Here is a 25,304-nt window from a genome sequence, read left to right as displayed (position 1 = left end):
TGCGAAGTGGCGCGGTGGGTACACGGGTGGGGTCCTGGCACGGGGAGGAGTACGGAGATGGCGGAGATCAGCAGGCTGCCCGCACCGGTGGTCGAGGAGTGGGACTGGCAACGGTTCGGGGCCTGCCGGGGGACGGAGAGCGCGGTGTTCTTCCACCCCGACAACGAACGGGGGATGGCGCGGCGGCGGCGCGACGAGGCGGCGAAGAAGGTGTGCGCGATCTGCCCGGTGATCATCCGCTGCCGCGAGCACGCACTGGCGGTGGAGGAACCGTACGGGGTGTGGGGCGGGCAGGACGAGGACGAGCGCCGCGCGGAGGTGCTGGCCCGCAAGGGCAGGAGCCGGACCAAGCGGCGGCACCACGCCGCGTGAGCGCGGCCTTGCCCTAGGGTGTGACACCGGCTGGCGATGGTGTGGGCGTGGTGTCGCATGGAGGGCTTGTGGCTGGTCAGCGCGTTGTCGTCGTGGGTGCGGGGATCGTCGGCGCGAGCGTCGCCCACCACCTCACCGAGCACGGGTTCGCCGACGTTCTGGTGATCGACGCCCGATCGGAGGGCACGCTGCCCGGCTCGACCGGTCTGGCTCCCGGGCTGGTCGGCAGGCTCAGCTCGGACCGCGACCTGGCCAGGCTCGCGCTCGACAGCGTCGAGCTGTACGCGCGGCGGTCCGGCGGGTTCGACGGCGTGGGCTGCCTGGAGGTGGCCACCTCCGAGGCGCAGCTGGCCGCCTTCGCCGACGACGTCCGCGACGGCGCCGCGCTGGGCATCGAGGCGCGGGTGATCACCGCCGCCGAAGCCGGCGCGCTGGCCCCCGGCCTCGTCGACGACGCGGCGCACGGCGCCCTGTTCATCCCGGGCGACGGAACGGTCGACCCGGTCGCCGTGACCGCGGCGTTGATCGACTCCGCGCGCGGGCAGGGCGCCCAGTTCCGGTGGAACAGCCCGGTGCGCCAGTTGGAGGAGCAGAACGGCCGCGTCATCGGTGTGCGACTGGACAACGGTGTCGTCCGCGCGGACACCGTGGTGCTGGCGGTCGGCATCTGGGGACCGATGCTCGCGTCGACCGTGGGCGTTCAGGTGCCGATGGTTCCCGTGGAGCACCCGTACGCCTTCACCACGCCCAGCGAGGATCTGACCGGCGAGGCGATCACGATGCCGATCGTGCGCTACCCGGAGCACGCGGTGTACTGCCGCATCCACGGGACGCGCTACGGGTTCGGCACCTACGACCACGAGCCGGTCCCGGCCGCACTCGGGGCCACGGCTGGGCGGAGGTTCCGGGACAAGGTGTTCGAGCCCGCGCTGACCAGGGCGCGCAAGCTCGTGCCCGCGCTGCGCACGGCCGACGTGGAGAAGCGGATCAATGGCGTGTTCGCGCTGACCCCGGACGAGCTGCCGCTGGTGGGGCCAGTGCCGGAGGTGCGCGGGTTGTGGCTGGCGGAGGGGAGCTGGGTGACGCACGCGGGCGGGGTCGGCAAGCTGCTGGCCGAACAACTGCTCGGTCTGTCCAGCGGCTTCGTCGACCCCGCCCGCCTTGCCCCGGCCCGCTTCGCCGGCTGGTCGGCCGACCGTGTCGCCAAGGCAGCGCTACCGCACTACCGGGGCATCTACCTCACCCACTGATCCGGTAGGCCCGGATGATCGTCTGCTCCACGGTGTTGCCGTCCGAGTCGGTGGCGGCGGAGCGCAGTGAGGCGCGGGTCCGCGAACAGCAACTGCATCTGTGGACGCGTGTTGTAGCCAGGACGGCGCGCACCTACCTGTGTGACGACACCGCCGCCGCGGACGCTCGGCCGATCCGTCCCGACGACGACGCGGTTCGCCTTGCGCGCGTCGCGCGTGACCGTCGACGTCTTGGTCAACGTGAACTCCGGGAACGCCACGGTGGTGATCGAGGTCTCGCCCGTCGTGATCATCGCGGAGATCATGTACTTGCCGGCGGGCAGCCGCAGCTTCGCGCCCGCTCCGGTCCGGTGCCGAGCGCCGGTCTCCAGGTTGATGACGTCGACGCTGCCGCGGGCGCCCGGTTTGCCGCCACGGTCGAGCATGGTGGGCGTCAAGTCGTACATCTCCGCTTCGATCGCGACCGAGACCGGAGTGCGGACCACAACCTTGCCGTCCACTGTCGACGCACTGAGAACGCCACCGTGTTCGCCGGGAGTTCCTCTGCCGAACGCGATCCGAACCTTCGCGTTGCCGTTGGCGGGCACGGTCACCGTGGTCGCGGACAGCTTCGCGGAGGCGAGCTTGAGGTCCAGCGCGAGCGTGACCGCAGCGCTGCCGGTGTTCTCGTAGGTGACTTCCTGTTCCTGTACGGGCTTTCCGCCCCAGGGAAGGAACGTGTGCACGGAGGCTGTGCTCGCGCGGACCGCTGTGGTGACCGCGCGGTGCACGTCGAGCTTGCCACTGCCGACCGCGTAGTAGACGTTCGCTTCCGGGAGCGGGGTGGCGCTGCCGACCAGCGCGGACTTCAGTCGTTCGGCGCTCCAGCCCGGGTGCAGGCCAGCGAGGATCGCCGCGCCTCCGGCCACGTGCGGAGCCGCCATCGACGTGCCGCTCTTGCGGACGTAGTGCTGCTCGACCTCCTCGCCCGCTCCCGTCCCCGCGGCCCGTGCGGCGACGATTCCCGTGCCAGGTGCGGAGATCTCCGGTTTCACCGCGCCATCGTCGAGCCGGGGTCCGGTGCTGGAACGCTCGTTGACCTGCCCGGCACGCGTGATGTTGCCAACGGCGAGCGCGGCGTCAGCGGACGCGGGCGTGCGCACTGTGTGCTTTCCGAACTCGCCCGCGGCGACGACGAAAAGCGTGTTGTGCTTGCGGGACAGCGTGTTCAGGGTCATGGAGAGCGGGTCGGTCCCATCGCTGGGGAAACCGCCGACGCTCATGTTGACGACCTTGGCCTTGACCTCGGCGGCCGCCCACTGCATCCCCGCGATGAGATCGTCGAACTGGCCCTCGCCATTGCCGCCGGGCATCTTGCCGACTGCGAGCCGCGCGTCCGGTGCGATGCCGCGGTACTTGCTGCCGGAGCCGGCGATCGTGGACGCCACGTGAGTGCCGTGGCCCGCCTTGTCGGCCGGGCTGCCGCCTCCGGTGAAGTCCTTGGCGTTGGCCACCTTGCCGTGCAGGGCGGGGCGCTCACCATCGATGCCGGTGTCCAGCACCGCGACCGTGACGCCCTTGCCGGTGTGCCCGGCCTGCCCGGCCGCGGGCGCTCCGACCAGCGGTGCGCTGGTGTCCAGGCTCGCGCGCACCTTGCCGTTGAGCCACACCTTCTTCGTGCCGCCGGACAGCGTTCGCGGAGCGCCGGAGGTGAGCCAGCCGGTCCCAGAACCTCCGAACGTCCTTTTTGGACTAATCGAGCACGCCCGCCCTGATCACCGTCGCGTCGTCGTCAGTGGTGTTCACACCCGTACTCCGTCATCGGCCGGAAAAGAGTTCACGGCGAGCGCCGGCACAGCTGGTCGGCCAGCCGTGTCGTCTCCGGAACGCGGTATTTCGGCGTCAGCCTCAACGTCAGCGCGCACGCGCTGTCGAGGTCGGTCCGGTGCCCGACCGAGACGAAGACCGGCTTCACCCCGTCCCTCGTGCGCAGCGCGGCGCCGACCTCTCCGCCGTCGTCGTGCAGCAGCGGAGCGCGGTCGCCCCGCTTCGGCCCCGGCATCTCGTACGGCCCGAGTGGTGTCTTCGCCACACCGATCGAGGGCAGTCCGGTGATCACCCCGAGGTGGCACGCCAGCCCGAAGCGCCGCGGGTGCGTGAGTCCTTGACCGTCGCAGACGAGTACTGCGGGTGCCTCGTCGAGCCCGTCCAGCGCGGCCAGCAACGTCGGGATCTCGCGGAATGCGAACAGCCCGGGGATGTAGGGGAACGTGGTCTCGCCCTCCGCGACGCTGGTCTGCACCACGTCGAGCGTGGCCACCTCCAGCACGACCGCCGCCGCGACGATCCGGTCCCCGGTGTAGTCGACGTCCAGGCCGACCGCGGTGCGCGCCGTGCTCACGTCCGGCCCGCTCAGCTGCACCCGGTGCCGCAGCCTCTCCTGCACTTCGACTGCTTCCGCTTCAGTACTGGGTGTCCGCATCCGGCCAGTATCCCGGGCGGTCGCGGGAACCCCGGACCGCGTTGGATGGGCACATGTGGGTTGATCTTCCAGAGGACGAGCTGCGCGCCTATCGCAGTGCGCAGACCGAACCGGCTGACTTCGACGCGTTCTGGGATCGCACGCTCGCGGAGTCGCGGCGGTACGAGCCGGCGGTCGACGTCGTGCCGGTCGAGACGGGGCTGCGCACGGTGGACGTCTTCGACGTGACCTTCCCGGGCTTCGACGGGCAGCCGGTCAAGGCGTGGCTGCGCCTGCCCGCGCATCGGGACGGCAGCTTGCCCGCGGTGGTGGAGTTCCTGGGCTACGGCGGTGGGCGAGGGCATCCGTTGGAGAGCCTGCTGTGGTCCTCGGCCGGGTTCGCGCACCTCGTGATGGACACGCGGGGACAGGGCTCCACGTGGGCGACGGGGGACACGCCGGACCCGGTGGGTAGCGGCCCGGCGTTCCCGGGCGTGATGACGCGAGGCATCGAGAGCCCCGAGACCTATTACTACCGCCGCGTGTTCGTCGACGCGGTCCGCGCCATCGAAGCGACGCGGAGCCTGACTGAGGTCGACAGCACGCGGGTGGCCCTTTACGGCAACAGTCAAGGAGCTGGCATCGCGCTCGCCGCGGCGGCGCTGGACGGAGCGGTGTCGGCGTTGGTGGCGCGCGTGCCGTTCCTGTGCGACTTCCCACGGGCGCCGGTCATCACCGATCGTGGGCCGTACCGGGAGATCGCGCAGTACCTGAAGATCCATCGGCACGCGGTGGAGCGGGTGCACGCCACCCTCCGCTACTTCGACGGCGTCAACTTCGCGCGCCGGGCGAAGGCGCCCGCGTGGTTCTCCACAGCGCTCATGGACGCGATCTGCCCACCGTCCACAGTGTTCGGAGCCTTCAATGCCTACGCAGGCCCCAAGACGATCACCGTCTGGTCCTACAACGAGCACGAGGGCGGCGGCATCGAGGACGAGGCGATCGCCCTCGCCGCCGTGCGCGAGGTGCTCGCCCACCCCTGAAACCCGGTCTTCACGAGACTTGAAGACGCCGGGACCGGAGCCGGCTGTCACTAGCTCGGTTGACATGTGGCCGTGCCGGAGCTGCCTGAAGCTGTTTCACGACCCATCATGGTGGGCACGCAACTATGGAGGGTCAGCGCGTCAGGGAGGCTGGGATGGCTGGGAAACACGCCAAGCCGGATCCCACTCTGCTCGACGGCCGCTACCAGCTCGAAGCGCTGATCGCTCAGGGCTGCGGCGCGAACGTCCACCGCGCCACCGACACGATGCTGGACCGGCCGGTCGCCGTGAAGATCTACCACGGCGGCGCGCGGCAGCGGTTCCGCGCCGCGTGCTCGGTCTCGGCGCGGCTGAGCCATCCCAACGTGGCCACCGTGTTCGACGCGGGCACCGACAACGGGCGGGACTACCTGGTGCTGCGCCTGGTCGAGGGCCGCACGCTGGCGGACAAGCTCGACTGGGGCCCGCTGGAGCCCGGCTGGGTCTGCCGGATGGGCAGCCTGGTCGCCGAGACGCTGGCGCACGTGCACGCCAACGGTTTCGCGCACGGCGACGTCGAGCCCGCCAACATCCTGCTCGGTCCCAACGAGCAGCCCTACCTGGCGGGCTTCGGCAGTGCACGGTCCACTTCGGACACCGGGGTGGACGTGCGCGCGCTCGGGCGGGTGCTGCTGGAGGCGGTGGGCCCCCGGCCGCCCGAGGTGATCAAGGCGATGGTCGCGGAGGAACCGCCGAGCGCGGCCGAGTGCGCGCGGCGGCTGAGCGCGACCGCGCGCAGGCTCGGCGCCGCCCCGGTGCTGCCGGTGTGCTCGGTCCGGCCGCCGAACCCGTCCCCGGTCCCCGCCGCCCAGCCGGAGCCCGTGCGGCGGCGCGGGCTCGCGATGATCCTGGCGAGCGGGTTCGCCGTCATGTCATTGTTCGTCTTTCCTGCCGGAGTGCTCGACGCGACCACTCCCGCTCCCGTACCGCCGATCGCCGTAACTCGGTGAACCTGCTGGTCAGAGCCTTCGAAAAAGGATAATTGTCAGCTCGGTGAGTATTGCGTGACGTGCATCTTGTCATTGTTCTGATAATGCTTTGCCGGTAATTTGCCGGTAACCTACCGACGAGTAGATATCCCCTGTGTTCTTCTCGCCGTTGGGAGTTCTCCCGTGAACAGAAGAGGAATGGCGCTCGGTGTCGTCGCCGGGCTCGGTGCCGCCCTGCTCGGGATCGGCGGCGGCGTCGCGGCCGCGGGTCCGGTCAGCACGACCCTCACCTACAGCTGCGACTTCCCGCTGATCGGTCCCTACGACGTCAGCACCAGGATCGACGTCACCCTGCCCGACTCCGGAACCGTCGGCCGGCCCTTCCAGGCGACCGACCTCAAGGTCACCGTCACCGTGCCCGAGGACGTGGTGGCCGCGCTCGCGATCTTCGAGGCGGCCACCGTCGCGGGCTCCGCCACCGCGGGCGCCGTGGTCACCGACAGCGGCGGCCAAGCGCAGGACCTCGCGCTCTCGCTGACCGTGCCCAGCGCGGTGATCCCGCCGACCGGCCCGCTGCCCGTGCTCGCCTCCGGCACCGTGCCACCCGCGACGGTGGCCACGGCGGGCACCGCGACCGTGGCGGTGGCCCCGACCTACACCGCCACCCTGACCCCGAGGAAGGCCGACGGCTCACAGACCGACCTCGGCACCTTCGACCTGCCCTGCACCGCCAACCCGGCGACGCAGGACCGCACCCTCGGCACGATCCCGATCGCCAGCGCCCTTCGATGAGGACGCTGGTCCTCGGGGTCGCCCTGGTCGCCGTCCTGGTGACCGCGTCGGCCTCGGCAGGCGGCGCCACCCGCCCAGTGGCGCCCGCCTGCCCTTCCTGCGAGGCGCTGACCCCGATCGACTTCAAGATCGTCGGCAGGTCCACGGTGGCGAAGCTCAAGTCCGACCTGGCGATGGGGCCGGGGGAGATGCGCACGCTGCTCGACGCCAAGACCGGTGACATCACCGGCGACCTGATCCTGCCGCCGTCGCCTGGCTACTTCATCATCTTCGGCTTCACCCCGGCCACGTCCACCGTGGAGTTCGCCCAGGACGGCAAGACGGTCGGCAAGATCGTCCGCGGTGTGCTCAACACCGTCTCGAAGGTCACCGTCCGGCTGCGCGACGTGAAGGTCGCGGGCGTGCCGCTGGACGTCGGCCCGAACTGCCGCACCGCGACGCCCGCGGTGATCGAGCTGACCAGCGGGCCTTCACCGCCGCCGTTCGTGCCACCGCGCCTGCTCAAACCGCTCTACGGCACCTTCACCATGCCCGCGTTCACCGGGTGTGGCGCGAAGGAACCCCTGGACTCGCTGCTGACCGGGCTGATCTCCGGGCCCGGCAACGCGATCCGCGTCGAGCTGACCCACATCCCCAGGTGAGGTTCAATGCTCCAGCGGTTGCTCGGCCTCGCGCTGCTGGTCGTGCTGGCCGCCGTGCCCGTGCTGACCGTGGCGGTCTACCGCGACGCCTTCACCACCTCCGTGACCGTGACCCTGCGGACCGACCACACCGGCAACCAGCTGTCCGTGGCCTCCGACGTGAAGGTCAACGGGTTGCTGGTGGGGGAGGTCCGGCGGGTGTCGAGCCGTGGCGACGGCGCGGAGCTGGAGCTCGCCCTGCACCCGGACAAGAGCATCCCGCGGGACTCCACCGCCAGGTTGCTGCCGAAGACACTGTTCGGTGAACGCTATGTTGCACTGCGGCCCGGAACCGGCGCACCCCTGCACGACGGGGACGTGATCGGGCAGGACCGCAGCAGTTCGGCCGTCGAGCTGGAGCGCGTGCTCGCGGGTGTCATGCCGACCCTGCGAGCGCTCCAGCCGCAGAAGCTCGCCGTCACGTTGAGCGCAGTCTCCCAGGCGCTGCAAGGACGAGGCGCGCAGCTGGGGCGAACCTTGGTGCAGCTGGACGCCTACCTCCGGCAGTTGAACCCACACCTGCCGGAGTTCGCCGACGGGCTCGGCAAGCTCGCCGAAGTGTCCACTGTGTACTCGGACGCGGCTCCGGACCTCCTCGACGCGCTGCAGGAGCTGACGGTCACCAGTACCACCCTGGTCGAGCAGCGCGCCGACAACGACGCGCTGTTCCGCAGCGTCACCACCACCTCGAACGACTTCGCGACCTTCCTCGACCGCAACGAGCGCAACCTGATCCGCCTCGCCGAGGCCAGCCGCCCACCGCTGGAGCTGGTCGGCCAGTACTCGCCGTCGTTCCCGTGCACGCTGGAGACGCTGGTGAACCTGAAACCGATGCTGGACAAGGCGTTCGGCAAGGGAACGGGCAAGCCGGGGCTGCGCGTGTCGGTGCGGCCCGCGTCGTCCAGGGGTGCGTACAGCCCGGGCAAGGACACGCCGCGCTACGACGCCAAGGGTGGGCCGAAGTGCTACCCGTTCGGCCAGCCGCCCAGCCGCGGCGGGTTCGTGCCCATCTCCGCAGACGGTGATCTCGGCGTGCCGAACTCGCCGCAGGAGCGGGACGTGGTCGCCGCGCTGGTCGCCCCGTCGCTGGGTGTCGCGCCCGCCGAAGTGCCGAACTGGAGCAGCGTGCTGCTCGGTCCGATGTTGCGCGGAACGGAGGTGGGTGTCGGATGAGGGGAGTGGCCGCACCGCTGATCAAGCTCGCGATCTTCGCAACGGTGACGATCACCATGACTGTGGTGCTCGCGGTGACGATCAACGGAGCCGGGGTCGGCGACGGCGTGGCGTACCGGGCGCGGTTCTCCGACGTCACCTCGCTCAACGAAGGTGACGACGTGCGGATTTCGGGGGTCCGCGTCGGCCAGGTCGACTCGATGTCCCTTGTGGGCTCCGCCGTTGTCGAAGTCCGGTTCTCCGTCGCGGCGCGGCGCAAGGTGCCCGCGTCCAGCCGTGCGGTGATCAAGTACCGGAACCTGGTCGGGCAGCGGTACCTCGCGCTCGAACCGGGCGACGGCGGCCCCGGGGTGCTGCCGCCGGACGCGACGATCCCGCTGGAGCGCACCACGCCCGCGCTCGACCTGACGCTGCTGTTCAACGGCTTCAAGCCGCTGTTCCAGGCGCTCTCCCCGGAGGACGTCAACAAGCTGTCGATGCGGATCGTCCAGGTGCTGCAAGGAGAAGGTGGCACGGTCAAGAGCCTGCTGTCCCACACCGCCTCCCTGACCTCCACGATCGCCGCCAAGGACAAGGTGATCGGCGAGGTGGTCGACAACCTCAACGCCGTGCTCAAGACCGTCAACGATCGCGGTGACCGATTGTCCACTTTGGTCACAACTGCGCAGCAGCTGGTCAGCGGCCTCGCCAAGGACCGCAAGCCGATCGGGGACGCGATCAGCGCGCTGGCCGACCTCACCGACGCCACCTCGGGACTGCTGGGCCAGGCGCGCGAGCCGCTGCGCAAGGACATCGACGGACTGCGCAGGCTGTCGGCGAACCTGACCGAGAACTCCGACGTGCTGGACGGATTCCTCAAGCGACTACCGGTGAAGTACGAGAACCTGGGCCGGATCGCCTCCTACGGCTCGTGGTTCAACTTCTACCTGTGCTCGGCGGAAGCCCCGGGAGTGCAACCCGCGCCCGGCGGGCCTCCTGTCGGCGTACCCGTCACCGCCGCGAGGTGTGGCGGATGAAGCGACGAGATCCTGTTGTCGTGGGCGCGGCCGGGCTCGTCCTGATCGTCGTGGCGATGCTCGCCGCCTTCTTCGCCGAGGGCGTCTTCGGTGGGACGAAGCACACTGCGGAGTTCGCGGAGTCCGCCGGGCTCGAAGCGGACGACGAGGTCCGCGTCGCCGGGCTGCGAGTGGGCAGGGTGGCCGCGGTCGACCTGGCCGGGGACCGCGTGCGCGTGACCTTCCGCACGGGTGGTGTCCGGCTCGGCGACAGGACCGTGGCGTCGATTCGGATCAAGAACCTGCTCGGGCAGAAGTACCTCGCGGTCGAACCACGCGGCGAAGGCGCTCTTGCCGAGCCGATTCCTCGCGATCGCACGTACTCGCCCTACGACGTGACCGAGGCGTTCTCCGGGCTGTCGAAGACAGTGGACCAACTCGACACCAAGCAGCTCGCGAACGGTTTCCGGAGCCTGTCCGAAGCGTTCAAGGACACGCCGGAGGAGGTGCGCAAGGCTCTCGCCGGGTTGTCCGCTCTGGCCACGACGATCTCCTCTCGCGACGCCCAGCTGGCCACGTTGCTGAGCAACACCGAGCGGATCACCCGAACGCTTTCCGATCGTGACGGCGAGATCGAGCGGCTGCTGAAGGACGGCAACCTGCTGTTGGGCGAAATCGGCAAGCGCAGGCAGGCGATTCGCTCACTGCTGACCGGAGTGCGGGCGATGTCGAAGGAGCTGTCCGGCGTCGTCGACGACAACACGAAGCAACTCGGTCCGGCGTTGCAGGAGCTGGAGAAGCTGGCGGACGTGTTGCAGCGCAACCAGAACAAGCTCGACAAGGGACTGTCGCTGTCCGGGCCGTTCTACCGGCTGATCGCCAACGCAACCGGCAACGGGAGGTGGGTCGACAGCTACGTGTGCGGGCTCGTCCAAGCCGAGAAGGGGTGCGTTCCACCGAAACCCGCAGGAGGCACGCGATGAGACGAATCCTGGTCCTCTCGGTCGTGGTCCTCCTGGTCGCGGCCACGGGAGCGCTCTGGGTGCTGAGGAAGCCGGACACCCGGATCACCGCGTTCTTCAGCGCGGCGGTCGGTGTGCACGAAGGAACGGACGTGCGCGTCCTCGGCGTCAAGGTCGGCGAAGTGCTGTCCGTTCACCCGGAACCACACCAGGTCAAGGTGATCCTCGCTGTGGATCACGACATCGAACTCCCCGCCTACGCGCACGGAGTCGTCGTGACACCGACCGTGGTCAGTGATCGTTACGTCCAGCTGGCGCCCGCCTACACCGGCGGGCCGCGCATGGAGCACGGCTCGGTCATTCCGGTGGAGCGCACCGCGACGCCGGTGGAGCTGGACCAGCTCTACGCGAGCCTCGACCGGATGACCACGGATCTGGGACCGGGCGGGGCGAACAAGGACGGCGCGCTGTCGGAGCTGCTGGACACCGGCGCGGCCAACCTCAAAGGCAACGGTGCCGCGATGAACGAGATGATCGGCAAGCTCGGGCAGGCGGCGAAAACCCTGAACGGCTCGCAGAAGGAGCTGTTCGGCACCGTGAGCCACCTCCAGAAGTTCACCTCGATGCTGGCCCGCAACGACGGCCAGGTCCGCGCGGCGGAGCGCCAGCTCGCGGAGGTGACGGGATTCCTGGCGGCCGACCGCGCCGATCTCGGCGCCGCGCTGGCCGAACTCCCGGGGGCACTGGCGAAGGTCCAGGGCTTCATCAAGGACAACCGGGTCCGCATCAAGTCCTCCGTGGACAAACTGGCCGAGATCACCAAGGTGCTGGTGGCCCAGAAGGCGTCGTTGGGCGAGGCGCTCGACAGCGCACCGCTCGCGGTGACCAACCTGATGAACGCCTACGACCCCGCGCGCAAGGTCCTGGACAGTCGGGTCAACATCAACGAGTTGTCCCCGCTGTTCCCGCTGCCACCGGTGGGGGAGACGCGATGAGGAGAGCACTGGCACTGCTGGCCGTCCTTCTGCTCACCGCCGGGTGCGTTGGTGCGTATGACATACCGCTGCCCGGTGGCGCAGACGTCGGGAGCAAGCCGTATCGCGTCACAGCGCAGTTCCGGGATGTGCTCGACCTCGTGCCGCAGGCCGCGGTGAAGGTGAACGATGTCGCGGTCGGCCGGGTGGAGAGCATCGACCTCGCCGAGGACGAGTGGACCGCTGACGTGCGCCTCGTGCTGAACGGGGACGTGCGCCTGCCCGCCAACGCGGTGGCTCAGCTACGGCAGACCAGCCTGCTGGGCGAGAAGTACGTTGAGCTGGCGCATCCTCGGGAGGCACCCACCGGCACGCTCGCGGACGGTGCGGTGGTCCCCGTCGAGCGCAGCGGGCGCAACCCCGAGGTGGAAGAGGTCTTCGGCGCGCTGGCGATGGTGCTCAACGGTGGTGGAGTGGCCCAGCTGCGGGACATCACCAGGGAGCTGAACGCAGCGCTCGGCGGGAACGAGAAGGAGATCCGCTCGCTCCTGTCCACTGTGGAGGCGTTCGTCCGCGGTCTCGACCAGAACCGGGGAAAGATCACCGCGGCGCTGGACGGGGTGAAGGAGCTCTCCACCACCCTGAACGCGCGGCGTGAGCCGATCGGTGTCGTGCTGGACAAGCTGGAGCCGGGCCTCAAGGTCTTCGCCGAGCAACGGGAATCGCTGACGACCATGCTGAAGGCGCTCGACCGGCTCTCCGGCGTCGCGGTCCGGACGATCAACGCGAGCAAGGACGACGCGGTGGCCGGGCTCCGCGCCCTCGAACCCACGCTGCGCAGGCTCGCCGAGGCCGGGCAGAAGCTCCCGCAAGCCCTCGAAGTCCTGCTGACCTACCCGTTCCCGGACTCCGCGCTGGATGCGATCAAGGGTGACTACCTCAACGTCTTCCTGACCCTGGTGGTGCCGCGATGAGAGCGAAGATCACGACGTTCGTGCTGATCGCGTTGCTGGGCATCAGCTATGTGGGCGCGCGCTACGCCGGGCTGTTCGGCAGCGGCGGCTACGTGGTCCACGTGCGCCTGGCCGACTCCGGTGGGTTGTTCACCAACGCCGAGGTCACCTACCGCGGGGTGGCGATCGGACGAGTCGGGCCCATGCGGCTCATCGCCGGAGGCATCGAGGCCGACCTCGACATCCGCCCGGACGCGCCGCCGATCCCCCACGATGTGGCTGCGGTGGTGGCCAATCGCTCCGCTGTGGGTGAGCAGTACATCGACCTGCGCCCCAAGGCTTCCGCCGGTCCGTTCCTCGCCGCGGGTTCGGTGGTCACCGACACCAGCACGCCGAAGCCGGTGGAGTCCCTTTTGACCAATCTGGACAGTTTCGTTCGGTCGGTGCCGAACGAGTCGCTGCGCACGGTGATCGATGAGCTGGGCACGGCTTTTCAGGGCTCGGCGACGAACTTGCAGGCGCTGCTCGACGCCGCGGGCGGGTTCACCGGCGCTGCCACCGAGAACCTGCCTCAGACGACTCGGCTGCTCATCGACGCGCCGACCGTGTTGCGGACTCAGATCGAAGAGAGCGAGGCGTTGAAGTCCTTCAGCGCCAACGCGAAGCTCTTCGCCCAGCAGCTGCGGTCCTCGGACGGCGACCTCCGCAAGCTGATCACCGCGGCGCCGTTGGTGTCCGAGCAGGTCAGCGCGGTCATCAAGGAGAGCGGCCCGGGCCTCGGCACCCTGATCGGGAACCTGATGACCACGTCGGAGCTGCTGTTGGTGCGGCAGAACGGTCTTGAACAGCTGCTGGTCAAAGTTCCCCAAGCCGCCGCTGCCGGGTCCACTGTGGTCGGTGAGGACGGACTCCATCTAGGACTCGCGGTGACGTTCTTCTCGCCGCTTCCCTGTGTCGCGGGCTATCAGGGGACCGAATACCGCAACGGTCTCGACGTCACGCCGGGAAAGCCGCTCAACACCTCTGCGAGTTGCAAGGCGCCGGCGAGCAGCGGAACCAATGTGCGCGGTGCGCAGAACGCTCCGAAGGGGGCGCGATGAGGACGCTCGCCGTGATCCTGTTGCTGCTGTTGGCGGGTTGCGCTGCGCCGGATTCCCGGGGAGATGTGCTCCGAGCCGGTCAGCGCGCGCTCGCGGTGTTCAACACGCTCGACCACCGCAACCTCGACGAGGGATTGCGGCGCTGGCTCGACGAGTCCACGGACGCGCTCCACGAGGAGTTCCGCCGCATCGACAAGGAGCGCATCCGTCAGGCCGCGACGGTCACCGAGGGACGAGTGGCGGACATCGCGCTGCTCCACATGGCCGAGGACACGGCCAAGGTCATCGCGGCCGTCGAGGTGGTGGTGACCCCGACCTCAGGTGAGCCGGCGACCAAGCGCGGCCGCTACCAGGCTGATCTGCGCCACACACCCGTGGGATGGAAGGCCTCTGCCGTCGCGCCCGTGCCGATCTCGGCCGACGACGTCATCACCCACGAAGGCGTCGACCACGTCGTGGAGGCGATGGCGACGCTGTTCTCCTTCCGCTTCGACGACACCACCGATCGTGCACGCGACCTGGTGCACGGCAAGGCGATCGAGCAACACCAGCGGATGTTCGAGCAGATCCGGCGGCAGGCTGCCGCGCAACGGATCGTGCTGGCGTCGAAGGTCGTCCGCGCCGGAGTCCGTGTCCGCGAAGGAGATCGCGCGGTGCTGCTGGTGTTCCTGGACCAGGCACTGGAACGAGCCGGGCAGACGAGCGTTGCCGCTGCCCAGCTGACCGTCACCACCGAACGCGTCGACGGAAGGTGGCGCGTCACCGACCTGCAACCCCGATGAGGAGACCGCAATGCGACGAGTGATCACGGTGCTGGCCACCGTGCCCCTGCTGCTCGGACTGCTCGGCACCGCCCCGGCCGCGGCCGCCGTCAAGATCGACTACGAGGTCACCGGGACGGACACCATCAAGAAGACCGGCTCCGCGCTGCAGCTCGGCCCGGGCAGGCTGAACACCGTGCTGGAGGCCGCGACCGGGGCGATCACCGGGACGCTGACCCTGCCGCCGGTGCGCACCACGTTCACCGCGCTCGGGTTCCTGCCGGTGTCGGCGAAGGTGGAGTTCCTCCCGGTCGGCCAGACCACCGGCAAGATCGTCGCGGGCGTGGTCACCTCCCGCTCGGAGCTGCGGGTGAAGCTCAGCGACGTCACCGTCGGCGGTATCCCCGCGCTCGTCGGCGACTCCTGCCGGAGCCGCACGCCGATGGTCGTGGAGCTGACCTCCGAGCCCGGGTTCAACCCGATCCGCGGCGGCAGGCTCAGCGGGAGGCACGAGCTTCCGCCGTTCGGCGGCTGCTTCCTGGCCGAACCGCTCATCAACCTCCTCGTCCCGGGCCCGGACAACGTGCTTTCGTTGGAACTCAAGCGAATCACCGGTTAGGCGGCTGGCCTGCCCGCACTGGTGGAAATAACCTTCCCGTGCCGCCGTCGTCGAGACTCCTTCACCGTCGGAAGGCAGCCGTGACAAGGTTGATCGACGCGGGCAGCCCGTGGGCCAAGCTGCCGAGCGAACTCGCACCCCTGATGCGCGCCCAGGTACCCGGTGTCACCGCGCAGATCCTCAGCCGGATCCAGGAGGAGATCCCGGAGTACTCCCGCCCGCTGGACGGGCCGTTCGGTCACGCGATCACCAACGGCATCGAGCACGCGCTGATCCAGTTCGTGCACCGCGTCGCCGATCCGCAGACCCCGCTCGACCCGTGCGCGGAGATGTACCGGCGGCTCGGCTGCGGCGAGTTCCGCGAGGGCCGCAGCCTGGACACGTTGCAGGCCGCGTACCGGCTCGGCGCGCGCATCGCCTGGCGCAGCATGTCGGAGTTCGGCGAGCAGGTGCAGCTGTCCACCGCGACCATGCGGGCGCTCGGCGAGGCCGTCTTCGAGCACATCGACGACCTCGCCGCGCTCGCCGTGGAGGGCTACCTCGCGGCGCAGGCGAAGGCCAGCGGTTCGCGGGAACGCCGCCGCCGCAGGTTGTTGGAGCTGATCCTCGCCGAGCCGCCGACGCCGCGGCAGGTGATCTCCGAGCTGGCCGACGCGGTCGACTGGCCGCTTCCGGTGCGCGTGCACGTCGTCGCGCTGGACCCGTCCGGGGTGCCCGAACCGTGGCTGGACGGGCCGATCCTCGCCGACCTCGAAGGCCCGGCACCGCACCTGCTCGTGCCCGAGGGGATCGAACTCGACGAGCACCTGGGCGAGGTCCTGCACGGCGGTCGCGCCGCCGTCGGCCCCCTGGCGGCGCTGGAGGAGGCGGCCGAGTCCCTGCGCTGGGCGCGGCGCGCGTTGCAGCTGGCCCGCGACGGGGTGCTCCCGGACGAGCCGATCCTGCGTTGTTCGGAGCACCTGGCCAGCCTCTGGTTGGTCAGCGAGGCGTTCCTGCGCGACGCCCTCATCCGCAAACGCCTGGCGCCCCTCGACCCGTTGACGCCTCGGCAATGGGAGCGCCTGGCGGAGACCTTGCTGGCGTGGCTGGAAACCCGCAGCGGTGCGCCCGGTGTGGCGTCCCGGCTCGGCATCCACCCGCAGACCGTGCGCTACCGCCTGCACCAGCTGGAGGATCTCTTCGGTTCCGACCTGAACGATCCCGACACGCGCTTCGAACTCGAAGTGGCGTTGCGCGCAGACCGGCTGGCGCGGGGCGACAAGGGCATATAGTTCACTCAAGTGGAGATCCTCGCTGACCAGACCCCACTGCCCGACGCCATCGACGAACGGCTGCGCTCGCAGCTGACGTTCGTGATCGAGGTCGACCGGCTCAAGACCGTCCTCCGCCAGTCACCGCTGGCCGCCGCGCCCCGCCGGGAGAACGACGCCGAGCACTCGTGGCACCTCGCGATGATGGTGGTGCTGCTGGCCGAGCACTCCGACGAGCCCATCGACGTCGGTCACACCATCCGGCTCGTGCTCGTGCACGACCTCGTGGAGATCTACGCCGGCGACACCCCGCTGTACTCCGCTTCGACCGACCAGCAGGAGCGCGAGGAGGCGGCCGCCGACCGGCTTTTCGGTCTGTTGCCACCGGACCAGGCTGTTGCCATGCGGGCCTTGTGGGATGAGTTCGAGGCCCGGGTCACGCCGGAGGCGCGTTTCGCCAAGGCCATGGATCGATTGCAGCCGCTGTTGCTGAATTGGATGGCGCGCGGGGGGACGTGGAAGTCTCCTGGGGTTACGGCGGATGTCGTGCGTGCTCGGAAGGCTGTGATCGGGGAGGCTTCTTCGGCGTTGTGGGAGGCTGGGCAGGTGTTGATCGACGAGGGGGAACGGCGGGGCTGGTCTCGTTCTGGTTCTTGATCTTCTGGGCTGGGCTTCCAGCCTCGGGGGTCGGCCTGACCTGGGGCCCCTTGCGCGTGCCGAGGCCCTGCCGGGCGGGCACGGTCAAGAACCGGCCCTCGCGACGAGCGTATGGCACGCGCACCCCGGGTGAAGCCGCCCCCATTCCCAGCGGCGGGCGGCGGAGTATGTCCTGGGATGCCGGCGCCCCACGGGTCGATGCCGCGGCGCTCCATCTCGTCGAACCACCGGTCGCGCTGGGACGGGGTAGGCGGTGACCACACCACGGGCAGAAGAGGATCTCGATGAACGAGGTGCCGCCATCGTGGATGATCAGGCCGTACTCCTGGAACCGCTCGCTGAACAAGACGACGGCGTCCGCGCACTCGTAGGGGTCCTCGTGGTGGTCGCAGTCCCAGTCGACGTGGTGGGCCATGGTCTCGCAGCAGTGCTCGGTCACGGGCACAGGGCGTCGCGCGGGAACAGCCGTCCGCCTACGAAGACGAAGCTCGCGGGGCCGCCCTCGTCGTCGAACGCGTAGACCTCGTGCCTGCCGCTCGAGCCGGGCTCCAGCGAGATCAGGCGGTGGTCGTCGAACCGCACCAGTTCCCGGGTCACGGGCTCGGGCATCGTCATGCGCATCTCCTCCGAGACGGGGGACATGCGGACGCTGGCTCGGCCGGAACTGTCGACGGTGATCTCCAATCGGAGCGCGGGTGCGGTGTAGGTTCCGGTGACGAGCCCTGCGTCGACTGGCTCGGGATCGATGGGCGGGGTCGCCGGGGCGGAAGGTCGGACGGAGGCCAGATCACCGAGCACGTGGCTGAAGACCTCGTCGGCGAACAGTCCCGCTGTCCCGCCGTTGGTGAGCACCGCGACCGCGACTCCGGCCTGGGGCACGACCCGGAGGAACGCGGTCTGGCCGATGGTTCCGCCGTCGTGGCCGACGACTTGGGCGCCGTCCCAGTCGAACGACGCCCAACCGACACCCCATTTTCTGGCGAAGGAACCGATGTCCGGAACGTCCACATCGGACGTCCACAAGGTACTGATCGCGGCATCGGACAGCAGATGGTTGCCGTCGAGGTGAGCCGCGGCGAAGGTGGTGAGCGATCGTGCGTTCGTGCTGAGCAGTGACCCGGCGGAGGCGATCGACGCGGGGAGGTTCCACACCGGAGCGGGTTGCCCATCCGGCAAGTGACCGACCGCGGTGCTGTGCAGCAGTGCCTCTTCCGGGATGGTCGCGAGGTGGGTCAGCTCAAGCCGATCGGCGATGCGCTCGCGTACGAGCGCGTGGAAAGGCTTGCCGCGCAACACTTCCACCAGCCTGCCGAGGATGACGTACGCGGAGTTGCAATACGAGAACGCGGTCCCGGGCGGAGTGATCTGCGCGAGCTGGGGCACCACGGTGTCGGCGTAGACCGCGATCGCGTCGTCCCCGCGTGTGGTGTGCGTGAGGACGTCGCCGTCCAAACCGTTGGTGTGGTTGAGCAATTGGCGGATGGTGATCCGGTCGTCACGCAGCCGCAGGTCGGGCAGGTGCTGGGTGACCGGGTCGTCCAGCTCGATCACGTGGTCGTCGACCAGCTGCATGACGAGCGCGGTCGTCCACAGCTTGGTGATCGACCCGATCTGGAACAGCGAATCGGTGGTGGCCGCGGCCCCGGTGCGCCGGTTCAGCACTCCTGCCGCGACATCAACGATCTCGCCGTCAACCAGCAGCGCGACGGCGGCGCCGGGCACCCCGTGCTTGTCGATCAGTCTCGGTACCTCTTCGGTGAGCCACGCCCGCATCCGCTCCATAGGCCTCATCGTAGGGCCAGTCGGGCCAACGATTTCCTTGCTGGAGCAGGGCATTCCCGAAAGGTCGCCTCATTGTGTCGCGTAGTGCGTGCGGGCCAGCACCAGCCGCGCGGCCCCGGTGGCGACCTGGTCCGGATCGAGCCCGGCGAGCGAGACGATCACCGACTCGCCCTCCTGCTCGTGCAGGGCGCGAGCGACCTCGCTCAGATAGATCTCCGAGCACTCCCGCAGCGCCCGCCCGCCGAGCAGCACCACGTCGATGTCCAGCAACGCCACGAGGTCCGCCGCGGCGACACCGAGCGTCCTGGCCGCCGTGGCCAGTTCCTGCCGGGCGCCGGGATCGCCGTCGCGGGCCGCCGCGCAGATCTCGGTGAAGCGCGCCCCGGCCTCGGGTGTCCACACGACGGCCTCGTCCGCCGAGCGCGCGCCGACGCCGATGGTGGCCGGACCGCACAGCGCCTCGACACAACCCCGCCTGCCGCAGGCGCACAGCGGCCCGTCTATGGAGAGCGTGGTGTGGCCGAACTCGCCGGCGTTGGTCCGCGCACCGCGGTGGACGCGTCCGCCGAGCACGAGGCCCGCGCCGATACCGGTGCCCACGTAGACCAGCGCGGCGTCGTTCAGGGTGTCACCGCGGTCCCAGTTCTCCGCCAGGATCGCGGTGTTGGTGTCCTTGTCCACCAGCACGGGCAGCCCGGTGCGCTCGGCGGCCATCTCCGCGAGCGGCACCTTGTCCCAGCCCGGCAGGTGCGTGGCGCCCAGCACTGTCCCGGTGGCGTGGTCCAGCGGACCCGGTAGCCCGATGCCGAGCCCGGTGACGTCGTCCGGCGCGTGCTCCGCGAGCATCTCGGCGACCATGTGCGCGAGCATGGTCACCGCGGTCTCCGGCTCCAGCGGCGTTCGCTGGTAGCCGCGCGCCCGGCTCGCCACCACCTCGCCGGTCAGGTCCACCAGCACCAGGCGCATCTCGTCGCGGTCGATGTGGGCGCCGAGCGCGTGCCGGGCCGGGCCGACCAGCCGCAGCATCGTCCTGGGCTTGCCCCGCCCGTGCACCTCGCGTCGCGCCTCGTGGACCAGGCCGTCGGCCAGCAACCGTGCGATGATCTTTGAAATCGCCTGGCCGGTGAGCCCCGTGTGCTCGGCGACCTGGACCCGGCTCAGCTCCCCGCTGCGCCGGACGAGGGAGAGCACGAGTGCGGTGTTGTGGTCCCGGACCACGTCGAGGTTCACGCCTGCAGCCACCGGGAGATCCTAGAGGCCCCGCGAGCGTTTAAGCAACAGTGTTGCTAAATTGGTGGCATGCACTCCGAGATCCGCGTCGGCCTGCTCGGCTACGGCATCGCGGGCGCCGTCTTCCACGCGCCGCTGATCGCCGCCACCCCTGGGCTGGCCCTCACCTCCGTCGTCACCTCCGACCCCGCCAAGCGCGAGCGGCTGCGGCGGGACCACCCGGGTACGGCCGCGCTCGACTCCGCCGGCCAGCTCTTCGCGGCGGGGGAGCACGACCTGGTCGTCGTGGCCACGCCGAACCGCACGCACGTGGAGCTGGCCACGGCCGCGCTGGAGCACGGACTGCCGGTCGTCGTCGACAAGCCCTTCGCCCCGTCTTCGGCTCGGGCCCGCGAGCTCGCCGCGCTCGCCCAAGCCCGGGGCCTGCCGCTGTCGGTCTTCCAGAACCGCCGCTGGGACGGCGATTTCCGCACTGTGCGCAAGCTCGTCGAGGGCGGTGACCTCGGCCGAGTGCTGCGTTTCGAGTCGCGCTTCGACCGCTGGGTGCCGACGCCGAAGCAGGGCTGGCGCGAGCGCGCGGGCGCGGAGGAAGCGGGCGGAGTGCTCTTCGACCTCGGCGCGCATCTCGTCGACCAAGCGCTGGACCTGTTCGGCCCGGTGCGCTCGGTTTACGCCGAGGTCTCCCGGCTGCGCCCCGGTGTACAGGTCGACGACGACTTTTTCGTTGCGCTGCACCATGTTTCGGGTGTGCGGTCGCACCTGTGGTCCAGTTCCCTCGCAGCGCAGCGGGGCGCGCGGTTCCGCGTGCTCGGTGATCAGGCTGCCTACGTCAAGCACGGCCTCGACGGCCAGGAGGCCGCGCTGAAGAACGGTGTGCGGCCGGGCGCGCCGGACTGGGGACAGGAGCCCGAGGACCGCTGGGGCACGCTCGGTGTCGAGGGCTCGACACGTCAGGTCGAGACCGAGCGCGGCGCCTACGAGACCTTCTACCGGGGCATGGTCGCGGCGATCCGGGACGGTGCGCCGGTGCCGGTCGCACCCGCGGAAGCCGTTGCCGCACTGGAGATCATCGAGGCGGCGCGGCTGTCCGCGGACTGCGGGCGCGTGGTGGAGCTGGACGTCACGCCGTAGCGAGCAGGCGGGACCCGAGCAGCGCGGCGAAACCCTCCTGCAGGGCGCGGCGCGGGCGGCGCATGCCGAAGCGCGAGTAGCGGAACTCGACGCCGTCGACCATACGCACGGTGATCACCACACGACGCCAGTGCTGCGTCACCCGCGCGCCCGCCACGGCGGCCGCGGGCAGCACCACCAGGGGTGCCGCGTCCGGAGCCGGCGCGCGGCCGGAGAACAGGCGTCGCCGTCCGGAGCGCGTGAGCAGGCCGAACATCGCGAGGACGAACGAGACCACCTCGACGATCACCGACACCACGGCGTAGAGGACGAGTCCGACCAGCAGCAGCGCGCCGGGCGCGGCGAAGACGGCGGCGATCTCCTTCGGCACGCCGAACGCGAGGTGCGGCAGGAAACCGATCCACGCGAGCACGATGCTCCCGCCGAGGCTCCACCAGAACCACGTCGCCAGGTCGGACCTGGTGACCGGATCGGGCCGGAGCTCCCAGCCCGTCGGCGTGAACGCCACTGCCACGCGGCCGTGCCGGTCGGTTCGCACCGCCGTCACCGCGGCCCCCCACGGTTCGCTCATGCGGAGGACTGTAGACGCCGGTCACACTCGTCACCCGAAAGGGCTACGCCAGAGTTAGGTTAGGGTCACCTAATCGTGGAGGTGGTTGTGGTGCGGAGGCTCGCCGGCCTGGTGCTGAGCGTCGGGCTGCTCGTCGGCTGCGGTTCGCCGGGGACGGGAAAGCAGGGCGCGGCCTGGTCCTATGTGGACGATCGCGGGATCACCGTGACCGCCCCGGAACGACCGCAGCGCATCGTCGCGCAGGTGTCCGCCGCCGCCGCGCTGAAGGACTTCGGGGTGAAGGTCGTCGGCACCTTCGGGCCGCTGCGCACCAGCTCCGGCGCGGTCGAACCCGAGGCGGGCAGCCTCGACCCGAACGCGGTCACCGACGTCACCGGTCCGGGGTACGGCGAGGTCCGGATCGAGACGCTGACCTCGCTGCGGCCGCAGCTGGTGGTCAGCGGCAAGTACAAGGAGTTCGCCGGGCTCTGGCACCTCACCGAGGAGCAGGAGAAGGTGGTGGCGCCGATCGCGCCGACCCTCGGCGTCGCGCAGTCGGGGATCTCGCTGCCGGAGAGCGTCCGCAAGTACAAGGAGCTGGCCCGCGCGCTCGGCGGGGACGTCGACTCGGCGCGGGTGAAGGCCGACGAGGAGCGGTTCGCCGCCGCGGCGCAACGACTTCGTGAGCTCGGCACGCGGATGAGGGCCGCGGGCAAGACCATCCTCGCCGTCGGCGGCACCCAGGACGAGTACTTCGTCGTCGTGCCCGCGCGCAACCCCGACCTCGACTACTACGTGAAGGAGCTCGGCCTCCCGATCACCACGCCGAAGAACCCGGACACGGTCGGCGGCGGCTACTTCGAGCGGCTGTCGTGGGAGAACGCGGGCGCCTACAAGGGCGACATCCTGATGTGGGACACGCGCCCCGCCTCCTTCAACCCCGAGCAGATGAAGCGCAACCCGGTCTTCGCCGCGCTGCCCGCCGCCGCGCAGAACCGCTTCGCCGGGTGGGACGCGGTCGCGCCGATGAGCTACGCCAGCTACGCCAAGATCATGAACAAGCTGGCCGACCAGATCGCCGCGGTCCTCTGAGGCCCCTGCCTAGTCCCACCACCACGCGATGTCCGGGAACGGCAGGGCGAGCGGGCTGTCATCGGAGGGAAGGTCGGTCCGCGCCGGGGTGAACCGGGCCCGTGGCATCTCGGTGGCGGGTCGGTTGAGCGGGTTGGTGTAACGGGTGCTTGTCGCGGACATGTCGATATTGGCCGCGATCCACCGGTCGAGACTCCTCACGTAGCGGCGCGCCGCTACGCCGAGATCGCGCTCCGTCCGCTCCCGCACCGCCATGTACCGGCACATCACCCGGTCCCGCATGGCCACGGCGACGGGGACGGCGTCCTCCAGGGAGCAACCCCGTTCGCCCGCGATGACGTCGATCAGGTTGATGCACGGACCGGCGGTGAGACTTTCCTTGTAGTGGGAGAACAGGTCGTTGTCCCAGGCGATCAGCGTCAGAGCCATCTCTGTCACGGCGCGCACCGCCGGCGTGGCCAGGTCCCTGTCGGTCAGCCGATATCCGCCCACGACCTCGGACAGCGCCACGTACATCTGGACGCCTCCGTCGGCGGTGCGCATCGTCACGTAGTCCGCCAGGCTCGGAAGCCGCCGCGCCTGGCGGCAGAAGCGCTTCCAGGTCGCGGCGAGAAGGTACTCCCGGAAGGCGCCCGTCCACCTGGCCATCTGCTCAGGTGCCGCGATGGTCCCCAGCCGCCTCCGCAGGTCCATCAGCGACCGGATCCACGGATCGCCGGGCAACAATGCGGCATCCGGCACCTCCAGCATCCTGACCATCTTCGTCGCGACCGCGAGCAGGTCCGGCGGTGCGCCCGGCAGGACGTCGTCGACGTGCGAGTGGTCGGTGTCGATCAGGACGTCGTCGAACGTCGTCCAGTGAACGAAGTCCGCCACGATCCGGACCCGCTCGGCGTCCTCCTCCGGGTAGGCCCTGGCCGCCAGCGCCGGGAACTGCCATCCGCGGAGCAGAGCGCGGCCCGCTTCGCCGGGAAAGACGCCGAACCCCTGGAACCAGTCGATCGATCGCTTCTCGATCAACGCGAGATCGGGGTGGATCTCCGGGGGGATCGGGCAGTAGAGCGGAGGTACGTCCAAGGGCTGGACGGTCCTGGGGTTCACGCGGACGCGTCCTTCCGCTGCTTCGGCCGAGCCTGGATGAGCAGCCTCAGGTTCTTCGGTGACGCGAGCGCGCTCCTGGCCGCGCGCACCTTCCTTCTCGATGCGGGGAGCACGTGCCAGCGAGTGGCGATCGTGGCGAGGGAGAGCGTCAGCTCAGCGACCGCGAACGCGTCGCCTATGCACTTGCGCGCACCGGCGCCGAACCCGACGAAAGCGCTGCGCGGTCTGCTCGCGGCACGGTCGGGAAGCCAGCGGTCCGGGTCGAAGCGTCGCGGGTCCGGATACAGGTCCGGCAGGTGGTGGATGAGGTAGGGGCTGTAGATGATGACGGTGCCCGCGGGAACGGCATGGCGGCCGATGCGCGAATCCACGGTCGTCGTGCGCGTGAAGATCCACGACGGCGGGTGCAGCCGAAGCGTTTCCCTGACCACGCGGCCGGTGAGCTCCAGACCGGGCAGGTCGGTCCACTCCGGATCGCGGTCGCCCACGACGGCGGCCAGCTCGGCATGGAGTCGTTCTTGTGTTCCAGGGTGTTGTGACAGCAGGTGCAGCATCCACGCCAGGGCTATCGCGGACGTGTCCGCCCCGGCGGCGAAGAAGGTGAGCACCTGGTCGTCGATCTCCACGTCCGTGACCCCGGTGTTGAGGAGAATCGACAGGAGGTCGCCGTGATCGGTCCCCTTGCGGCGGTAGTCCTCGACGATCGCGGAAATGGTGCTCCGGAGCCGGGAGCGCGCCCGGACGTAGCGCAGGTTGCCGGGCGTCGGCAGTGTGTCCAGCGGCGGGAACATGAGCGCGCGCCTGCCGAAACCGGCCGTGACCGTTGTGAGGTCATCGCCAACCTGAGCCAGTTCCTCGGCCCCCAGCGCACTGCTGAGCATCGTCGCGCCCGCGATCCTGGCGGCGAGTTTCAGCATTTCGGCGAAGGCGTCCACGGTCTGCCCGTCCTGCCAGGAGCCGAGGACGTCCGCGATCTGTTCGGCCATGACGCGCGCATAGCCCTCCATCCGGGACGGGTGGAAGGCGGGCTGGGTCAGCCGCCGTTGGCGGCGGTGCTCCTCGTGCGGGCACGTGCCCAGCCCGTTGCCCACGACCTCCCGCACCCGGTCGTACAGGGGGCCGCCCTTGTCGAACGTCCGGTCGTTCACCAAGATCTCGCGAGTGAGCTCCGGATCGCAGACCACCGAGGCCCTGAACGGCCCGATCCTGATCTGCACCAGGTCGCCGCTCTTCGGCAATGAGGTCAGGAACCGCTGAGGATCGCGCAACAGGGGCACGATGTGGCCGAGCAGCGGCAGCGCCCCCGGAACCGCGTTGCCGGGACCTTCGTGTTCGCCTCGTGAACTCTTCATGTCTCCGGCGCCGTCGCGGACTGGGAAATGCGGGTCGGCGAATGAGCGTTACCGCGCTACCCGGCCAGTTCAGCAGC

The 25,304-nt window shown here is 69.8% G+C and carries 25 protein-coding genes and 1 pseudogene; 18 read left to right on the top strand and 8 right to left on the bottom strand.

Annotated features, from left to right (window positions below; translation table 11 throughout):
- Positions 1-57: 57 nt before the first annotated feature.
- Both BLT28_RS12695 and BLT28_RS12690 read left to right on the top strand, forming a co-directional pair.
- A complete protein-coding gene (locus tag BLT28_RS12695) occupies positions 58-372 on the top strand; it encodes a WhiB family transcriptional regulator (protein WP_030432534.1) in 315 nt (104 codons plus the stop codon).
- Between the two features lie 68 nt (positions 373-440).
- On the top strand, positions 441-1,622 hold the full coding sequence (locus BLT28_RS12690; RefSeq protein ID WP_030432533.1) for an NAD(P)/FAD-dependent oxidoreductase: 1,182 nt from the start codon (positions 441-443) through the stop codon (positions 1,620-1,622).
- On the opposite strand, the gene BLT28_RS12685 is transcribed toward BLT28_RS12690, so the two are convergent.
- Both BLT28_RS12685 and BLT28_RS12680 read right to left on the bottom strand, forming a co-directional pair.
- The gene (locus BLT28_RS12685) at positions 1,607-3,271 is read right to left on the bottom strand and encodes a S8 family serine peptidase (protein ID WP_052407977.1); all 1,665 of its coding nucleotides are present in this window, start codon (positions 3,269-3,271) and stop codon (positions 1,607-1,609) included. The genes BLT28_RS12690 and BLT28_RS12685 overlap by 16 nt on opposite strands.
- Before the next feature lie 167 nt (positions 3,272-3,438).
- Positions 3,439-4,047 (bottom strand): endonuclease V, encoded by a 609-nt coding sequence (locus BLT28_RS12680; RefSeq protein WP_322788491.1) that lies wholly within the window; start codon positions 4,045-4,047, stop codon positions 3,439-3,441.
- Between the two features lie 89 nt (positions 4,048-4,136).
- On the opposite strand from BLT28_RS12680, the gene BLT28_RS12675 reads away from it, so the two are divergent.
- From BLT28_RS12675 to BLT28_RS12610, 14 genes are all read left to right on the top strand, one after another.
- The gene (locus BLT28_RS12675; RefSeq protein ID WP_030432530.1) at positions 4,137-5,105 is read left to right on the top strand and encodes an acetylxylan esterase; all 969 of its coding nucleotides are present in this window, start codon (positions 4,137-4,139) and stop codon (positions 5,103-5,105) included.
- 155 nt (positions 5,106-5,260) lie between these two features.
- The gene (locus tag BLT28_RS12670; protein ID WP_030432529.1) at positions 5,261-6,094 is read left to right on the top strand and encodes a serine/threonine-protein kinase; all 834 of its coding nucleotides are present in this window, start codon (positions 5,261-5,263) and stop codon (positions 6,092-6,094) included.
- Positions 6,095-6,256: 162 nt separating this feature from the next.
- Positions 6,257-6,865 (top strand): DUF6801 domain-containing protein, encoded by a 609-nt coding sequence (locus tag BLT28_RS12665; RefSeq protein ID WP_043813521.1) that lies wholly within the window; start codon positions 6,257-6,259, stop codon positions 6,863-6,865.
- Positions 6,862-7,506 (top strand): hypothetical protein, encoded by a 645-nt coding sequence (locus tag BLT28_RS12660; protein ID WP_052407975.1) that lies wholly within the window; start codon positions 6,862-6,864, stop codon positions 7,504-7,506. The genes BLT28_RS12665 and BLT28_RS12660 overlap by 4 nt, the downstream gene beginning before the upstream one ends.
- 6 nt (positions 7,507-7,512) lie before the next feature.
- Positions 7,513-8,718 carry an MCE family protein gene (locus BLT28_RS12655; RefSeq protein WP_030432526.1) on the top strand — a complete coding sequence of 402 codons (1,206 nt, stop codon included), beginning with the start codon at positions 7,513-7,515 and terminating at the stop codon, positions 8,716-8,718.
- Positions 8,715-9,734 (top strand): MCE family protein, encoded by a 1,020-nt coding sequence (locus tag BLT28_RS12650; protein WP_030432525.1) that lies wholly within the window; start codon positions 8,715-8,717, stop codon positions 9,732-9,734. The genes BLT28_RS12655 and BLT28_RS12650 overlap by 4 nt, the downstream gene beginning before the upstream one ends.
- Positions 9,731-10,696, top strand: a complete 966-nt coding sequence (locus BLT28_RS12645; protein ID WP_043813518.1) for an MCE family protein — start codon at positions 9,731-9,733, stop codon at positions 10,694-10,696. Before BLT28_RS12650 ends, BLT28_RS12645 begins: the two co-directional genes overlap by 4 nt.
- On the top strand, positions 10,693-11,670 hold the full coding sequence (locus tag BLT28_RS12640) for an MCE family protein (RefSeq protein WP_030432523.1): 978 nt from the start codon (positions 10,693-10,695) through the stop codon (positions 11,668-11,670). The genes BLT28_RS12645 and BLT28_RS12640 overlap by 4 nt, the downstream gene beginning before the upstream one ends.
- Positions 11,667-12,623 (top strand): MCE family protein, encoded by a 957-nt coding sequence (locus BLT28_RS12635; RefSeq protein WP_030432522.1) that lies wholly within the window; start codon positions 11,667-11,669, stop codon positions 12,621-12,623. Before BLT28_RS12640 ends, BLT28_RS12635 begins: the two co-directional genes overlap by 4 nt.
- A complete protein-coding gene (locus tag BLT28_RS12630) occupies positions 12,620-13,702 on the top strand; it encodes an MCE family protein (protein ID WP_030432521.1) in 1,083 nt (360 codons plus the stop codon). The genes BLT28_RS12635 and BLT28_RS12630 overlap by 4 nt, the downstream gene beginning before the upstream one ends.
- Positions 13,699-14,484 carry a hypothetical protein gene (locus tag BLT28_RS12625; protein ID WP_052407974.1) on the top strand — a complete coding sequence of 262 codons (786 nt, stop codon included), beginning with the start codon at positions 13,699-13,701 and terminating at the stop codon, positions 14,482-14,484. Before BLT28_RS12630 ends, BLT28_RS12625 begins: the two co-directional genes overlap by 4 nt.
- Before the next feature lie 10 nt (positions 14,485-14,494).
- On the top strand, positions 14,495-15,082 hold the full coding sequence (locus BLT28_RS12620; RefSeq protein ID WP_156051593.1) for a hypothetical protein: 588 nt from the start codon (positions 14,495-14,497) through the stop codon (positions 15,080-15,082).
- Between the two features lie 80 nt (positions 15,083-15,162).
- On the top strand, positions 15,163-16,353 hold the full coding sequence (locus BLT28_RS12615) for a helix-turn-helix domain-containing protein (RefSeq protein ID WP_156051591.1): 1,191 nt from the start codon (positions 15,163-15,165) through the stop codon (positions 16,351-16,353).
- Between the two features lie 9 nt (positions 16,354-16,362).
- Complete coding sequence (locus BLT28_RS12610; protein ID WP_030432518.1) at positions 16,363-16,989, top strand: HD domain-containing protein; 627 nt, start codon at positions 16,363-16,365, stop codon at positions 16,987-16,989.
- 247 nt (positions 16,990-17,236) lie between these two features.
- On the opposite strand, the pseudogene BLT28_RS42850 reads toward BLT28_RS12610, so the two are convergent.
- The 3 genes and pseudogenes from BLT28_RS42850 to BLT28_RS12595 all read right to left on the bottom strand — a co-directional run.
- Positions 17,237-17,428: pseudogene (locus BLT28_RS42850) on the bottom strand (DUF6980 family protein); the annotation flags it as partial.
- Entirely contained in the window at positions 17,425-18,771 is a 1,347-nt protein-coding gene (locus BLT28_RS12600; RefSeq protein WP_052407973.1) for a serine hydrolase domain-containing protein, read from the bottom strand. The gene BLT28_RS12600 and the pseudogene BLT28_RS42850, both read right to left, overlap by 4 nt.
- Positions 18,772-18,840: 69 nt before the next feature.
- Positions 18,841-20,013 carry an ROK family transcriptional regulator gene (locus BLT28_RS12595; protein WP_030432516.1) on the bottom strand — a complete coding sequence of 391 codons (1,173 nt, stop codon included), beginning with the start codon at positions 20,011-20,013 and terminating at the stop codon, positions 18,841-18,843.
- Between the two features lie 57 nt (positions 20,014-20,070).
- Between BLT28_RS12595 and BLT28_RS12590 the strand changes: the two genes are divergently transcribed.
- Complete coding sequence (locus BLT28_RS12590; protein WP_030432515.1) at positions 20,071-21,132, top strand: Gfo/Idh/MocA family oxidoreductase; 1,062 nt, start codon at positions 20,071-20,073, stop codon at positions 21,130-21,132.
- Here the strand turns inward: BLT28_RS12590 and BLT28_RS12585 are convergent.
- Positions 21,122-21,703 (bottom strand): hypothetical protein, encoded by a 582-nt coding sequence (locus BLT28_RS12585; RefSeq protein ID WP_030432514.1) that lies wholly within the window; start codon positions 21,701-21,703, stop codon positions 21,122-21,124. The two genes, BLT28_RS12590 and BLT28_RS12585, sit on opposite strands and share 11 nt — an antisense overlap.
- 90 nt (positions 21,704-21,793) lie before the next feature.
- Between BLT28_RS12585 and BLT28_RS12580 the strand changes: the two genes are divergently transcribed.
- Positions 21,794-22,774 carry an ABC transporter substrate-binding protein gene (locus tag BLT28_RS12580; protein ID WP_030432513.1) on the top strand — a complete coding sequence of 327 codons (981 nt, stop codon included), beginning with the start codon at positions 21,794-21,796 and terminating at the stop codon, positions 22,772-22,774.
- Between the two features lie 9 nt (positions 22,775-22,783).
- On the opposite strand, the gene BLT28_RS12575 is transcribed toward BLT28_RS12580, so the two are convergent.
- Together BLT28_RS12575 and BLT28_RS12570 are read right to left on the bottom strand one after the other, a co-directional pair.
- Positions 22,784-23,875: a terpene synthase family protein gene (locus BLT28_RS12575; RefSeq protein ID WP_030432512.1), complete on the bottom strand. Its 1,092-nt coding sequence runs from the start codon at positions 23,873-23,875 to the stop codon at positions 22,784-22,786.
- On the bottom strand, positions 23,872-25,227 hold the full coding sequence (locus tag BLT28_RS12570; protein ID WP_052407972.1) for a cytochrome P450: 1,356 nt from the start codon (positions 25,225-25,227) through the stop codon (positions 23,872-23,874). Before BLT28_RS12570 ends, BLT28_RS12575 begins: the two co-directional genes overlap by 4 nt.
- Positions 25,228-25,304: the final 77 nt, after the last annotated feature.

The sequence above is a fragment of the Allokutzneria albata genome, from assembly GCF_900103775.1.
Taxonomy (GTDB): Bacteria; Actinomycetota; Actinomycetes; order Mycobacteriales; family Pseudonocardiaceae; genus Allokutzneria; species Allokutzneria albata.
Note: the sequence above shows the minus strand (reverse complement) of the source record. Positions and strands in the feature narration are given on the sequence as shown.